The organism is Archangium gephyra, from assembly GCF_049060025.1.
GTDB classification, from domain to species: domain Bacteria; phylum Myxococcota; class Myxococcia; order Myxococcales; family Myxococcaceae; genus Archangium; species Archangium gephyra_A.
Genome location: NZ_JBMEQQ010000002.1, coordinates 4,723,471 through 4,737,252, shown reverse-complemented (window position 1 = coordinate 4,737,252; position 13,782 = coordinate 4,723,471). Strand labels below are relative to the sequence as shown.

The window sequence follows — 13,782 nt, the reverse complement described above, 5'->3', positions numbered from 1 at the left end:
GGAGCGCCAGTGTAGGGCCCGGTGCCCGGACGGCAACGGTTCCGGTCCCACCGGGTGCCGGGCCGTATGCGATCGGACATGTGCCGGAGCCGTCTGCCGGTGCGCGTCCTATGGCGATGGGAGGCCATTTGCTCCTAACCTGCGGGGGTGGCACCGCGAGAGAACCCTCCCATGAAGGCACCCCCCACCAGGTCCCAGCCGGCCGCCCCGGTCCGCCAGGCCGTCCGCACGGCGTCGCGTCCCGTTCCGAAGAAGGAGGGGAGGACATGGCTGGCCAGCGCCTGGGCCCGGCATCCGCTCGTGGCGATGGTGCGGCACCGGCCGCGCCTCACCTTCTTCCTGGGGCTGCACGGCATGATCCGCGCCGGGGTGGCCCTGCCCATCGCGTTCGCGGAGCTGTCGCGGGGCGCGGCGAAGGATCCCTTCCGCCGCGCCGTGGCCCAGGTGGGCGAGGCCGTGGCGGCGGGCTCGGGGCTGGCCGAGGCGATGCGCCAGCAGCCCATGTGGTTCGAGCCCCAGGTGGTGGAGCTGCTGGGCGCGGCGGAGGCCACGGGGACGCTCGAGTCGGCCCTGGCGCGCATCACCGCGCAATTGGAGGAGGCGCAGCGGATGCGCTGGCGCGCCGTCTCGCTGTGCCTCTATCCCGCCTACCTGCTGGCCGCGTTCATCTTCGGAGGCGCCCTGCTGGGCACCGCGAGCAGCCTCCTGGCCTCGGGGAAAACGGATGACATCCTCGGGGTGTTCGTCTCGCAATTCCTCCAGAAGGTGCTGACGGTGTCGTCCTTCGGGCTGGCGTTCTTCCTGGCACCCCTGGTGCTGGCGTCGCCGGCCCTCGCGCCCCACTGGGAGGCCCTGCGCATGCGCGTCCCCGTGCTCGGCCGCGTCCACCGGGAGCTGCAGGCCAGCCGCTTCAGCCTCGTGCTGGGCGTGGCGCTCGGGGCCGGGCTGGAAGCGGGGCGCAGCCTGCAACTGGCGCTCGAGGCCACCGGAAGCCTGTGGCTGCGCGGGCGCGTCAACCTGGCCGTCCACCGCCTCCGCTCCGGCGCCAGCCTGACGGACGTGGTGGAGTGGCTCGGCGTGCTCGATTCGGAGTCGCTCCAGCAGCTCTCCACCGGGGAGCGGACAGGCGGCCTGGAGCCGGTGCTCGCCCTGGTGTCGCGGGGACACTCGGAAGCCGCGATGCGGTGGCTGCGCACGCTGATGTTCGTGGTCATCACCCTGCTGTCGGTGTTCCTCTTCGCCACCAACATCGGCAAGGTCATCGAGCTTCCAGGGGGGCTACCACCGCCAGCTCCAGGGCCTGGGCGAGTAGGCGAGGCCCGGGGGTGAGTGGTCTTGCGGCTCCGGCGCATGACGGCGTAAACAGGATGGACCTCCCGCGCCCGGCCGGATGCGCGGGCCTCATCCTGTAGAGGGGGAAGCACTCACATGTCTCATTATAATGGGAGCAGGCGTGCCGCGTGGGCGGTGGCGCTGCTGACCATGGGCCTGCTCGCGGCCTGTGGTGGTGACTCGCGGAGCGCGAGCGCCGAGTTGACGGTCATGGTTCCTCAGGGGCTCTCGGGCGCGGACGTGGCTCGCGTCCAGGTCGAGGTCTCCGGACCGGGCATCACCCCGCCCATCACGGCCGAGCTCGTCCTGGGCGCGAGCGCGTGGTCGGGCACGATCTCCGGCATCCCGGCGGGCTCGGGGCGGCTCTTCCGGGCCAGCGCCCATGACGCGGCGGCGAAGCTGCTCTACGTGGGCGAGTCGGGCCCCCTCCCCATCGAGCCGGGCAAGACGGCGAATGTCGCCATCCTGTTGCAGCAGGTGGAGCCGCAGGTGCCCTTCGAGAACGAGGCGCCGAGGATCGGCTCGGTGGCTTCCTCCTCCCTCGTGGTGGAGCCGGGCGGCAGCGTGACGCTGACGGCCAACGCGTTCGACGCCAACCCCGGGGACACCCTGCGCTATAGCTGGAGCGCGGCCGCGGGCACCTTCAGCGCGCCCGGCTCGGCGGAGACCACCTGGACGGCTCCTTCCACCGCGGGGACGCAGCGGCTCGTGCTGACGGTGGTGGACTCGCGGGGAGCGAGCGCCACCCTGAGCCTCGACATCGACGTGCTCGTGCCCGGCTCCACGGGGAGCGCCGCGGTGGACGCCTTCATCAACACCTGGCCGTCCATCACCGCGATGAATGGTGTCCCGTCCGTGCTGGTGACCGGTGGCACCACGCGGCTGTCGGCCACCGTCACGGACCTCGATGGGGACGCCCCGCGCTTCTTCTGGGAGTCCTCCTGCCCGGGCCGCTTCGACAACCCGTCGCTGCCCAGCCCCTCCTTCACCCTGGAGGCCCCGCCGTCCACCCCCCGTTGCGCCTTCACGCTGCGTGCCTCGGATGGGCGGGGTGGCCATCACTCGGGCACCCTCATCCTCCATGCGGACGGGCCTCTTCCGGGTGGCGCACCGGTCATTGATGGGGTCTGGCTGAGCACCTCGGAGGCCTCGGCGGGTGGGCTGGTGGCCCTGGGCATCTCCGCGCACGATCCGGAAGGCTCGGCCGTGCGGTTCTCCTGGACGGCGAGCCAGGGCGGCTTCTTCGGCGCTCCTCGCGAGTCTGCTTTCTCGAGCGAGGTGGACTGGCGGGCGCCCGCCTGCCTCCGCGGGCCGGTGCACATCACCGCCACCGTCACGGACGCGGTCGGCTTCTCGGCCAGCCAGCTCTTCTTCCTGTCTCCGGCCCCGGGCTCGGAGTGCACCGCGGCGACGGTCACCGGGGTGCGCAATGCCCTCCGGGTCCAGTCCGACGGCTCCGTCATCCCCGCTCCGTTCGGCCTGTCCGGCGTCACGCTCGGGGCCTGGGTGCCCACCCCTGATGGGCTCTCCTATAGCTGGCGTGCCGGCACCGGCCACGACTACGGCACCTTCGTCATCCCCGAGGTGGAAGGCTCCTCCTACCTCCTGCGCTACGCGAACACCTATATCTGGACCCACAAGCGCAGCCTCGAGCTTCGACCAGGCCGAGCTGGGCCACCGCGCGGTCCGGGTGTACGGCCCGGAGGAGGCGCAGCTCGAGCTGCAGCTCGATGGGCTCTCGCCGTGGCGGGACATGGATGACCTGCAGTTCCACTCGGAGACCGCGGGCCTCGGCTACATCTCCACGTTCGGCTGCCTCGTGTCGGGCTTCCCCCTGCCCATCGAGGGGGACACGGGCATCCTGGGCCCCACCCACTACGCCAATTTCCTGGGGCAGTGCGGCAATGGCGCGTACTGGCTCCACCCGGAGGACAACCTCTACGTGACCCAGCTCGCGAGCCGCTTCGATCCCCTCACGGGTGTCGAGGTCCAGGAGGCGCGCCGGAGCCTCCGGCCCGTCCCGGAGAACACGCCGGAGGGGAACATCCGGGTGAGGGGGACCCTGGCGCCCCTGCCCACCACCCCGCAGTCCGTGACCATTCGCGCTCCGCTGTTCGAGAGCCTGTCGCAGGCCAGCCACCCCACCGCGACGGTGTCGGAGGTCAGCTTCGGCATCAGCACGCTGCTGGCGTATGACCAGTTCGGCGCCTACGCGGGCTCGCCGGATGTGGCCACGGTCTACGGCATGAGCCCGGGCCGGGGGGACATCGCGCCGGTGCTCGAGTTCGGCAACCCCTATCCGAGCCGCTGGCCGCTGTTCTCCGCCGTCCAGGTGGGCGCCCAGGTCCGGTACACCCTCGACCTGCCCACGGGGGGGACGTCCGCGCCGTACACGCACAACGCGTACTCGAGCGCCCTGGAGCCGTTCGTGCCGGGCTCCAATCCCACGTTCGTCCCGAAGATGGGTCCGGCCCGGGAGCTGCGGCTCAATGGCCTGGATGCCACGGGGAAGCTCGCGGGCGTGGGGACGACGCCGCTGCTGAGCTGGACGGTGCCGGCCCTGGGCGCGCCGACCTACTACCAGGTGCGCCTGTACCGCCTCACCTTGCGGCCGGACGGCTTCCTCTCGCGGGCGAGCGTGGCGACCCTCTACACGCCCGAGACGCAGCTTCGCCTGCCTCCGGGGCTGCTCACGGCGGGCCAGAACTACTTCGTGCAGGTGAACGCGTACCTGAAGCCGGGAGTGGACCCGAGCAATCCCTTCAAGGATTCGCCGGTGAGCCACTACGCGCCCGCGCTCACGGGCGTCTTCACGCCCTGACGTGACGGAGGCACCCTCTCCCCTCGGGAGAGGGCGGGGGTGAGGGTGTCCGGGCCCGTTCTTCAACCCGTGGCCCGAAGTGGGGGTCGCGGGTTCAACCCGGGTTCACCCGATACCCTCACCCCGTCCCTCTCCCGGAGGGCGAGGGGAAATGGCCGCGGTGGTCAGCGCTTGTTCCTGAATGCAATCAGGTGACGACGCCCGGGACGGGGCCGGAGCGGGGCAGGGTGACGGTGACGCGGGTGCGTGCCTCGTCGGTGGTGAGGGCGAGGCTCGCGCGTCCCTCGTAGGCCAGCGCGAGCCGGCGCTCCACGGTGGGCAGGCCGCTGCTGCCCTCGCGGGGCCCCTTGGAGGCGCCGGGGTTCTCCAGGGTGAAGACGAGCGCGTCTCCCCGGGCCTGGACGGTGAGGGAGATGGGCCCGCGGTGTCCGGCGGCGGGCCCGTGCTTCACCGCGTTCTCCGCCAGCGGCAGCAGGACGAGCGGCGGCACGGGGAATGCCTCCAGCCCGGGCTCCACCTCGACGGAGAGCTGGAAGAGATCCGGGTCCCTCAGCAGGTGCAGGTTGAAGAGGGTGCGCACCAGCTCCAGCTCGCGCTCCAGGGGCCAGGTGGCGGCGCGTACTCCGGCCAGCACGCTGCGCAGCATGGCGGAGAGCCGCAGCACGGCGGCCTCGGCCACGGCGCCATCCGTCTGGCACCACTCGGCGATGGCGTTGAGGGTGTTGAAGAGGAAGTGCGGATCCAGGTGGCTGCGCAGGGCGAGCAGTTGGGCCTGCTCGGCCTCCACCTCGAGCCGGGCGGCGCGGGCGCGCTCCAGGGCGAGGCTCTCCTCGAAACCGATGTCCCGGCCCAGGCCCCAGCCGCCCACGAGGAAGAGGGCGGCGCAGACGGCGAGGCTGTAGCGGTCGGTGAGGAAGGTGGGCCCCATGTCGAGCAGCTTGGGCACCACCACGCCCACGGACAGGACGACGCCCACGCCCACGGTGGCGTAGAGCAGCAGGCGGATGCCGCCGTGGCTGAAGTCGAGGCCCTCGGGGAAGAGGACGCGGTAGGAGACGGGCGCCACGGCCACGCAGAGGGCGCACAGCAGCAGGCCCAGGGGCGCGGCCATCGGCTCGCCATCGCTGAAGCGGGCTTGGGCGGCGATCAGCGGCAGGCTGATGAGGATGATGGGGAGCAGCCGCCTGGGCACGAAGAGCGCCTTGAGGGTGGCGCGGACGATGGAGCCTTCGTTCATGGCGGACCGGGTGGGAGCATACCACCCGGCCCAGGCCCAGGCGGTGGGGCTCACGTGGAGGTGTCCCTCATCCCCGAGGCGCCGAGCGCCAGGGCGCCCAGCAGGACGAGGGGGAAGAGGAGGACGGCCAGGGGGACGAGCAGGGCACGGCGGGGCGGGGCCATGGGGTGCTCCGGGCTGGGGGGAGTCATCCCCAGAGTGTCTCGTCCGCCCCTGACATGGGGGAGCGGCCGGCCGAGCGGTCGCAACCGCCCGGTGAGCGGTCCCCCGGAGGGCCTCAGCGCGTGAGCGTCTCCGCCAGGGCCTGGGCGTTGCGGATGCAGTCGGTGAGGCCCACGCCCTTGTAGGCGTTGCCGGTGACGTACAGCCCGGGCAGGCGGGCCACGCCCTCGTCGATGGCGTCCATCCGCGCCAGGTGGCCCACGTTGTACTGGGGGATGCCCCGCTTCCAGATGAAGACCTCGGTGAAGACGGGCTCGGCGGAGACGCCGGCCAGCTCCCGCAGCTCCTCGCGTGCGAGCGCCACCAGCGCCGCCTCGTCCAGCTCCACCAGGTCCGGCCGCTTCGCCCCGCCCACCATGCACGTATAGAGGACGCGGCCACCCTCGGCGCGCCAGGGGAAGGTGGCGGAAGCATGGATGACGCCGAGCACGCGCCGCCGCTCCGCCGTGGGCACCAGGAAGCCGAAGCCGTCCTGCGGGGGCACGGAGCCCGGTGAAAAGCCCAGGTGCACCACCGCGACGGGCGCGTAGGGGATGGCCTCCACCCGCGTCGCGAGCTTCTCGTCCAACGGCCGCAGGAGCTGCGCCGCCACGTACGCCGGTACCGCCAGCACCACCTTCTCCGCGGCCAGCTCCGCCTGCTGCCCGTGCTCCTCCGCCGCGAGCCGCCAGCCGGTGCCCTCGCGCCGCAGCCCCACCACCTTCACCCCGGTGCGCGCCACCGGCCCGAGCGACCAGGCCAGGGCATCCACCAGCACCTGCAGGCCTCCGTCGAACGAGGCCACCTGGCCCGAGGGCCTCGGCGCGCCCTCACCGGGAGGCAGCGCCTTTCGCGCCTCCGCCTGCGAGCGCACCATGCCCAGCACGAGGCTGCGGTGCTTGCGCTCCAGCTCCACCACCTTGGGGAAGATGGCGCCCACGCTCAGGGCCTCCACGTCGCCCGCGTAGATGCCCGTCTGCATCGCATCCACCAGCACCGCCGTCGCCGTGCGTCCCACGTGGCGCCGCCCGAAGTCCGCCAGCGACTCCTCGCCGTCGGGGCCGCGCCGGGTGAAGAGCTCGCCCATCATCCGCAGCTTCGCCCCCAGGGGCACCACGTCCGACTTCAGCAGGGCCGGCGGTGACGTGGGCACCACCCGGATCTTGCCCCGCGAGTAGACGTAGCGCCGTTTCGCCGCGGGGTCCGCCGTGCGGATGCGCCCTTCAATCCCCAGGCTCGCCGCCAGCGTGCGCAGCGTGGGCTCCCGGTCCACGAAGCTGTTGGGCCCCGCCTCGGTGAGGAACCCGTCCCGGCTCCGGCTCTGGATGTAGCCGCCCAACCTCGGGCCCGCCTCCAGCAGCGTCACCCCGGTTCCGCGCGAGCGCAGCCCATGGGCCAGGGCCAGGCCACTGATTCCACCACCAATGATTACGACGCTCATGACTGGTTCCACTCCCGGTGCAACACGGGTTTCCACCGGCGGTCATTCCCGGGTCAAGTGCCCTGGGGGGGCGTGTCTTTCCGGGTGGAGGGCGCATTTAATGGACGTCATGCGCTACGCCATCACAGGGGCCAGCCGTGGTCTGGGCCTCGAGTTCGTTCGTCAGCTTCTCAACCGTGGAGACACCATCGAGGCCGGGGTCCGCTCTCCCCCCGAGGCCCGGCACCTCCAGGAGCTTGCCCGGGAGGCCGGGGGCCGGTTGCGGCTGCATGCCCTCGACCTCTCCAACCCCCGGAGCGTGGACGCCTTCGCCGCCACGGTGGGGCAGGGCGCGCCGCTGGACGTGCTCATCAACAACGCCGGGGTCTACGGCAAGGATGGCGCGCTGACCGAGCTGGACTACGAGTCGCTGGCCCAGACCTTCACCACCAACACGCTGGGGCCCCTGCGGCTCTCCGCGGCCCTGCTGCCCGCCCTGCGGCGCGGCTCGGCGCGGCGCATCATCCACATCACCTCGCAGATGGGCTCCATCGGCGACAACGGCATGGGCGGCTCCTACGCCTACCGCCTCTCCAAGGCCGCGCTGAACATGGCCATGCGCAACATGCACGTGGACCTGCACCCCGAGGGCTTCGTCACCATCGCCATGCACCCGGGCTGGGTGCAGACGGACATGGGCGGCCCCCAGGCGCCGCTGCGCCCCGAGGAGTCCGTGCGGGGGATGATCAACGTCATCGACCGGCTCAAGGCCGAGGATGGCGGGCGCTTCTTCAGCTACGAGGGCCAGGAGCTGCCCTGGTAGCTCACGGGTAGAGGATCTCCGTCCTCCAGCCGTTGCCCTCGCGCAGGTAGACGAGCCGGTCGTGCAGCCGGCTCGGACGCGCGTGCCAGAACTCGATGCGGTCGGGCACCACCCTCAGGCCCGACCAGTGCGGGGGCCGGGGCACCGGCTGGCCCTCGTACTCGCGGGTGAGCTCCTCCACCCGGGTCTCCAGCAGCTCGCGCGAGGGCAGGGGCTGGCTCTGCAGGCTGGCCCACGCGCCCACCTGGCTCCCACGGGGCCGGCTCTGGAAGTACGCATCCGCTTCCTCGTCGGACACCCGCTCCACGCGTCCCTCTATCCGCACCTGCCGCTCCAGGGGCTGCCAGAAGAAGCTCAGGGCCGCCCATGGGTGGCTCAGCAGCTCCTGGCCCTTGCGGCTCTCCAGGTTGGTGTAGAAGACGAAGCCCCGCGCGTCGAAGTCCTTCAACAGCACCACGCGTGTGGAGGGCCGGCCTCCGGGCCCCACCGACGCCACCGTCATGGCGTTGGGGTCCACGGGAATGACGCGCTTCGCCTCCTCGTAGAGGGCCGCGAAACGTTCGAAGGGATCCTGGGGAAGTTCCACGCCCCCCACCATACCAACCCGCTCCCGGAGTGCGAGCCGCGTGTTTGGGTTGACTCGCGCGTCACACACGGCATCGTCTCATTCCATGAAGATTCTCTACGTGGCCTCCGAAGTCGCGCCCTTCTCCAAGACGGGTGGACTCGGGGACGTGGCCGGGGCGCTGCCCGCGGAGCTCGCGGCGCTCGGCCACGAGGTGAAGGTCGTCACCCCCCGCTACGCGTCCATCAAGACGGATCGCCTCACCCCCACCGGCCACCACCTGGAGCTGCGCTTTCCCTTCGGCATCGAGCGCGGGCCCATCCTCTCGTTGCGCCCCTCGCCCAACCTGGAGGTGCTCTTCCTGGAGAACGAGCACTTCTACGGCCGCGCCGGCATCTACGGGGACACGTGGGGCGAGTTCGGCGACAACCACCGCCGCTACGCCTATCTGTCCATCGGCGCGCTCCAGGCCGCCCAGCGCGTGGGCTTCACCCCGGACATCGTCCACCTCAACGACTGGCAGACGGGATTGACGGCGGTGGCGCTGCGGCGCGCCTACCAGGCCACGGCCCTGGGGCGGGCCCGGAGCGTCCTCACCATCCACAACCTCGCGTACCAGGGCCAGTTCGGCAAGGAGATCATGGGGGACCTGGGGCTGCCCTGGGAGCTCTTCACCGCCGAGCAGGGGCTCGAGTTCTACGACACGGTCAACTTCCTCAAGGGGGCCATCCAGTTCTCCGACGCCCTCACCACCGTCTCGCCCACCTACGCCCAGGAGATTCAGCAGCCGGAGGGGGGCGCGAGCCTGGACGGGCTGCTGCGGCGGCGCCAGGGGGTGCTCACCGGCATCCTCAACGGCATCGACGTGCACGAGTGGAACCCGGAGACGGACCCGTACCTCCCGGAGCGCTACGGGGCGAACCACCTCGCGGGCAAGGCCGCCTGCCGGCGCGAGCTGCTGCGCCGCTTCGGGCTGGACCCGGACACGCAGGCCCCGGTGTTCGGCATCGTCTCGCGGCTGGCGTGGCAGAAGGGCGTGGACCTGCTGCTGGAGGTGCTGCCCCAGGCGCTCCAGTCGGACATCCGCTTCGTCGGGGTGGGCAGCGGCGAGGGCCGCTACGAGGACGGGCTGCGCACCCTGCAGCACCACTACCCCGGACAGGTGGGGACGTTCGTCGGCTTCGACCAGGGGCTGAGCCACCTGGTGGAGGCGGGGGTGGACTTCTTCATCATGCCCAGCCGCTACGAGCCGTGCGGGCTCAACCAGATGTACTCGCTGCGCTACGGCACCGTGCCCATCGTCCGGGCCACGGGAGGGCTGGTGGACACGGTGGATGGGAGCATGGACGGGGATGGCATCCTCTTCGAGGCCTTCCACCCGGCGGCGCTGCTGGCGGCCCTGCGGCGGGCCCAGGCCCTCTACGCCGAGCCGGAGCGGCTGCTGGCCTTCCGGCGCCGGGGCATGGGCCGGGACTTCTCCTGGGCCGCGTCGGCGCGCCGGTACGAACGGCTATTTGCCTCGCTGCTGACGCAATAGTGGGTGTTCAACACAAAGCGGGGTAGGCTGGAACCGTGTCGCAGCAAGCACCGGACCTGGGCGGGTATGAGGTCGTCGGCCGCCTCGCGGTAGGCGGGATGGCCGAGGTGTACCAGGCGCGGGCGAAGCCCACGACGCAGCGCTCGCCGGGAGAGCCCGACGACGTGGTGCTCAAGCGGCTGTTGCCCACGTACCGCAACGATGGCGCCTACGTGAAGGCCTTCGTCGACGAGGCGAAGCTCACCGTGCGCCTGCGCCATGCCAACATCGTCCGCACCTTCCGCCTCTTCAAGGCGGGGCCGGACTACCTGATGGTGCAGGAGCTGGTGTCGGGCCGGACGCTGGGCTTCATGCAGGAATTGCTGATGAAGGCCAGGACGGCGATGCCGCCCGAGGCCGCCTGCTACATCTGCTGGAGCATCGTCAAGGCGCTGGACTACATCCACCGCGCGAAGCTGGGGGAGGGCGGGGGCAGCATCGTCCACCGCGACGTCAACCCCTCGAACATCCTCCTGAGCGTGGCGGGGGACGTGAAGCTGACGGACTTCGGCGTGGCGGACGTGGAGGGGGGAACCCGCGGGGACACGGGCGCGCTGCGCGGCACGCTGCCGTACATGAGCCCGGAGCAGGTGCTGGGCCAGCCGGTGGACGCGCGCAGCGACTTGTACTCGGTGGGCGTCATCCTCTGGGAGCTGCTGGCCAACCGGCGCCTGCACGTGGCGGACGGCGAGGCGGAGATGATGCACCGGGTGCGGGATGCGCGGGCGCCGCTGCTGTCCACGCTCGATCCGGAGCTGCCGGACTACGCGGTGCAGGTGGTGCGCAAGGCGCTCTTCGCGGACAAGGCGCGCCGCTTCCAGTCGGCCACGGAGTTCATCCGGGCACTGGAGGTGCTGGCCCGGCGTGCCGGGTGGCCGCTCTCGGTGGAGGCGCTCAAGCCCCTCCTGGGGGGTTGATGCGCCGCTTCGCGCTCCTGCTGCTGGTGCTGCCGTGGCTGGCCGGGTGCGCCGGGGTGACGCTGCGCCCGCATGCGTTGGACAAGGCGGTGCGGGTGGAGGAGGTGGGGCTCGCCTTCGCGCCGGACGGCTCCGGAGAAGCTCACCGTGCGCCTGGAGGTGGAGAACCCCACCTTCTGGGACGGGGAGGTGACGGGGGTGGATTTCGAGCTGCGCCTGGACGGGCGGCGCTATGCGGTGGGCACGCGCGGGTTGAGCGGCCTGCCGCTGGCCGCGGACGCGCGGCGCACGCTCACGGTGTCCTTCCCGCTGCAGTCCGAGCCCACGACGGGTGAGGCGCCGCGCACGTGGCGGGTGGAGGTGGGCGGCGGGGTGGCGTTGGCCTTCGGCGAGACGGTGCGCCTGCTGCCCTTCCGCGCCGAGCGCTACGTGCGGCTGCGCAACTTCAAGCCCGGGATGCCCCGGCCGGAGTGAGGCACGCGGTCAGCTCCATCGGCCCCGGGAGCCTTCTGCTGGAGTCATGGGCCTTGACCTGACCTCGGAAGTCACGTCTCATGGCCCGGGTCCAAGGGGGGGACGGGCGTGTGTCGGCCGGACGCCTTGTGCTCGACGCTTGCCGTTGGCCCCGCTTGGTCACCGTCGAGGAGGGTCTTAGTGTGTCTACCGGCACCATGAGCGCTGATTCCTACCGCGTCGATCCAGACGATCCGCGTGCGCCTCCCCAGGAGGTCTGGGAGCGGCTCACGCCCGAGGAGCGTGCTCACGTCGTCGACAGCCTTCCCTCCGAATTTCCCGTCTCCGAGACCCAGCCTCCCGAGGGGGATTCTCATTTCGACGCCAAGGTGCGCGTGCGCGAGGTCCTCGGGGGGTTCTTCTCCCGCATCGGGCGCAAGGTGTACCTGGCCTGCGAGCTGCCCGTGTACTACCCGGGCGAGCGCATGTTCGCTCCCGATGTCCTGGCCGTCATGGACGTGGAGCCCCACTCGCGCATGCGGTGGGTGGTGGGGGTGGAGGGCAAGGGGCTCGATGTGGCCCTGGAGGTTCATGTCGCGGGTGAGCGGCGCAAGGACCTGGAGCGCAACGTGGAGCGCTTCGCGCGGCTCGGCATCCGCGAGTACTTCATCTTCGACCGGGGGCGGCTGAAGTTGACCGGCTGGCGGCTGGCCGGAGAGGGGCGGCGCGTCTACCAGCCCATCGTGCCCCAGCAGGGCTTCTACACCTCCGAGGTCCTCGGGTTGGAGTTGCAACTCGAGGGCGAGCGGCTGCGCTTCTATCTCGGCCGGGCGCCTCTGCCCGAGGCGGATGAGATGATCGCCACGCTCGAGCGGATGGTGGGGGAGGCGGAGGTCCATCGCACCGAGGAGGCCCAACTGCGCGCCGAGCTGGAGCAGCGGCTCGCGCATGAGGCTCAGCGCCGCGAGGACTCCGAGCGCAAGCTGGCCGAGGCCCTCGCCGAGCTGGAGCGGTTGCGCGGCGGCCCGCGCTGAGCCAACGGACTCAGGCCTTGCAGCTCCTGGCCCGCGGAGTCCTTGCCCGCGGAGTCCTTGGGCGGTGGTGACTCCTTGCTGGGCGTCTTGAGCTTGGTCAGCCGCACCCGGTCGATGCGCGCACCTTCCTTGGCGTGCACCGTGAAGGCCCAGCCGTTGTACGTGAAGCGCTCGCCCACGTCCGGGAGGTGCCCGGCCATCGACGACAGGAAGCCGCCCAGCGTGTCGAAGTCGCCGTCCGGCAGCGAGAAGCCGAAGGCCTGGGTGAACCGCTCCACCTCCAGGGAGGCGTCCACCAGGAAGCTCCCATCCGCCTGCTTCTCCACCTGCTTCTCCTCCACCTCGAACTCGTCGCCGATGTCGCCGACGATCTCCCGGAGGATGTCCTCCAGCGTCACAATCCCCATGAAGCCGCCGTACTCGTCCACGACGATGGCCATGTGGATCTTCTTGCGCTGCATCTCGCGCAGCAGATCTCCAATCGGCTTGAGCCACGGCACGAAGTGCGCCGGACGGATGATGTCCTGCACGACGATGCAGCTCGGGGTGCTGCAGCAGCGGAATCAAGTCCCGCGCGTGCAGCACGCCGAGGATGTGGTCCACGTCGTCGCGGTAGACCGGGATGCGCGAGTGGTTCTCCTCGGCCAGCAGGCGCAGCACCTGGTCGGGCGAGGTGGAGATGTCCACGCACACCACCTCGGTGCGGGGCACCATCACGTCGCGGCAGCGCTTGTCGGACAGCTCGAAGATGGAGCGGATGAGCTGGGGAGCGCTCTGGTCCACCTCTTCCTTGGCGGCCTGGGCGGCGAGCAGCTTCTCCAGCTCCTCGAGGGGCGGAGGAGGGGGCTCGAAGCGCAGGGTGCGGCCAAAGCCGCGGGCCACGAGGTTGACGGGCCCCATGAGCAGCCGCATGGGCGGGTAGAACAGGAAGACGAGCACCGAGACGAGCCAGGACAAACGCAGCGCCCAGCGCTCGGGGCCGGCGTTGGCCAGGCCGCGCATCGTCACCTCGATGAGGGCGGCGAGCACGCCCACCAGCAGGGCCCCCGCGAGCACCGTGGCCACTTCCAGCCAGAAGGCGTTGCCCCAGCGGGTGAAGTCGAGCAGTTGCGGCGGCACGAAGGAGCCGATGGCGGCGGCGAGGAAGCCGCACAGCACGCTGCCCATGCGCAGGGCGGTGGCGGTGGCCTCGCGCTCGGTCTTGTGGCGGAGCACCCGGCCGCCTGCGCCCGGGGTGGACGTCGCCAATTCCTGGGCGCGCAGGTCGGAGGTGCCGTAGAGGGCGGACTCGGCGGCGGCGACGAATCCCCGGAGGAGGACGAGGGCCAGGCAGGCGGTCCAAAGGACCCAGGTAGGCATAGGGTCTCTCTTCATAGCCCGTGGTAAGAGGAGACGCACACTTT

At 71.1% G+C, this 13,782-nt stretch carries 11 protein-coding genes and 1 pseudogene; 8 read left to right on the top strand and 4 right to left on the bottom strand.

Translation table 11 applies throughout. The annotated features are described in order from the left end of the window. The first annotated feature begins 171 nt into the window (after nucleotides 1-171). The 3 genes from ACN28I_RS20585 to ACN28I_RS20575 all read left to right on the top strand — a co-directional run bounded on the left by ACN28I_RS20585 (nucleotide 172) and on the right by ACN28I_RS20575 (nucleotide 4,153). Entirely contained in the window at nucleotides 172-1,329 is a 1,158-nt protein-coding gene (locus ACN28I_RS20585; protein WP_420943674.1) for a type II secretion system F family protein, read from the top strand. Between the two features lie 99 nt (nucleotides 1,330-1,428). Then, on the top strand, nucleotides 1,429-3,093 hold the full coding sequence (locus ACN28I_RS20580) for an Ig-like domain-containing protein (protein ID WP_420943673.1): 1,665 nt from the start codon (nucleotides 1,429-1,431) through the stop codon (nucleotides 3,091-3,093). Then, entirely contained in the window at nucleotides 3,023-4,153 is a 1,131-nt protein-coding gene (locus tag ACN28I_RS20575; protein WP_420943672.1) for a hypothetical protein, read from the top strand. The genes ACN28I_RS20580 and ACN28I_RS20575 overlap by 71 nt, the downstream gene beginning before the upstream one ends. Before the next feature lie 187 nt (nucleotides 4,154-4,340). Here the strand turns inward: ACN28I_RS20575 and ACN28I_RS20570 are convergent, their stop codons facing one another. Further along, entirely contained in the window at nucleotides 4,341-5,390 is a 1,050-nt protein-coding gene (locus ACN28I_RS20570) for a sensor histidine kinase (RefSeq protein ID WP_420943671.1), read from the bottom strand. Nucleotides 5,391-5,667: 277 nt separating this feature from the next. After that, complete coding sequence (hemG, locus tag ACN28I_RS20565; RefSeq protein WP_420943670.1) at nucleotides 5,668-7,032, bottom strand: protoporphyrinogen oxidase; 1,365 nt, start codon at nucleotides 7,030-7,032, stop codon at nucleotides 5,668-5,670. A gap of 109 nt (nucleotides 7,033-7,141) precedes the next feature. Here hemG and ACN28I_RS20560 point away from each other — a divergent pair, with 109 nt between their 5' ends. Continuing rightward, nucleotides 7,142-7,834 carry an SDR family oxidoreductase gene (locus ACN28I_RS20560; protein WP_420943669.1) on the top strand — a complete coding sequence of 231 codons (693 nt, stop codon included), beginning with the start codon at nucleotides 7,142-7,144 and terminating at the stop codon, nucleotides 7,832-7,834. A gap of 1 nt (nucleotide 7,835) precedes the next feature. Here the strand turns inward: ACN28I_RS20560 and pdxH are convergent, their stop codons facing one another. Further along, nucleotides 7,836-8,432: a pyridoxamine 5'-phosphate oxidase gene (pdxH, locus tag ACN28I_RS20555; protein WP_420943668.1), complete on the bottom strand. Its 597-nt coding sequence runs from the start codon at nucleotides 8,430-8,432 to the stop codon at nucleotides 7,836-7,838. Between the two features lie 73 nt (nucleotides 8,433-8,505). Here pdxH and glgA point away from each other — a divergent pair, with 73 nt between their 5' ends. The 4 genes from glgA to ACN28I_RS20535 all read left to right on the top strand — a co-directional run bounded on the left by glgA (nucleotide 8,506) and on the right by ACN28I_RS20535 (nucleotide 12,379). Beyond that, nucleotides 8,506-9,936, top strand: coding sequence for a glycogen synthase GlgA (gene glgA / locus ACN28I_RS20550; protein WP_420943667.1), 1,431 nt, complete (start codon nucleotides 8,506-8,508; stop codon nucleotides 9,934-9,936). Between the two features lie 35 nt (nucleotides 9,937-9,971). Next, nucleotides 9,972-10,892: a serine/threonine protein kinase gene (locus ACN28I_RS20545; RefSeq protein WP_420943666.1), complete on the top strand. Its 921-nt coding sequence runs from the start codon at nucleotides 9,972-9,974 to the stop codon at nucleotides 10,890-10,892. Between the two features lie 147 nt (nucleotides 10,893-11,039). Continuing rightward, nucleotides 11,040-11,366 carry a hypothetical protein gene (locus ACN28I_RS20540; RefSeq protein ID WP_420943665.1) on the top strand — a complete coding sequence of 109 codons (327 nt, stop codon included), beginning with the start codon at nucleotides 11,040-11,042 and terminating at the stop codon, nucleotides 11,364-11,366. A gap of 197 nt (nucleotides 11,367-11,563) precedes the next feature. Continuing rightward, complete coding sequence (locus ACN28I_RS20535; protein WP_420943664.1) at nucleotides 11,564-12,379, top strand: Uma2 family endonuclease; 816 nt, start codon at nucleotides 11,564-11,566, stop codon at nucleotides 12,377-12,379. On the opposite strand, the pseudogene ACN28I_RS20530 reads toward ACN28I_RS20535, so the two are convergent. Further along, nucleotides 12,301-13,738: pseudogene (locus ACN28I_RS20530) on the bottom strand (hemolysin family protein). The gene ACN28I_RS20535 and the pseudogene ACN28I_RS20530 sit on opposite strands and share 79 nt — an antisense overlap. Nucleotides 13,739-13,782 lie beyond the last annotated feature (44 nt).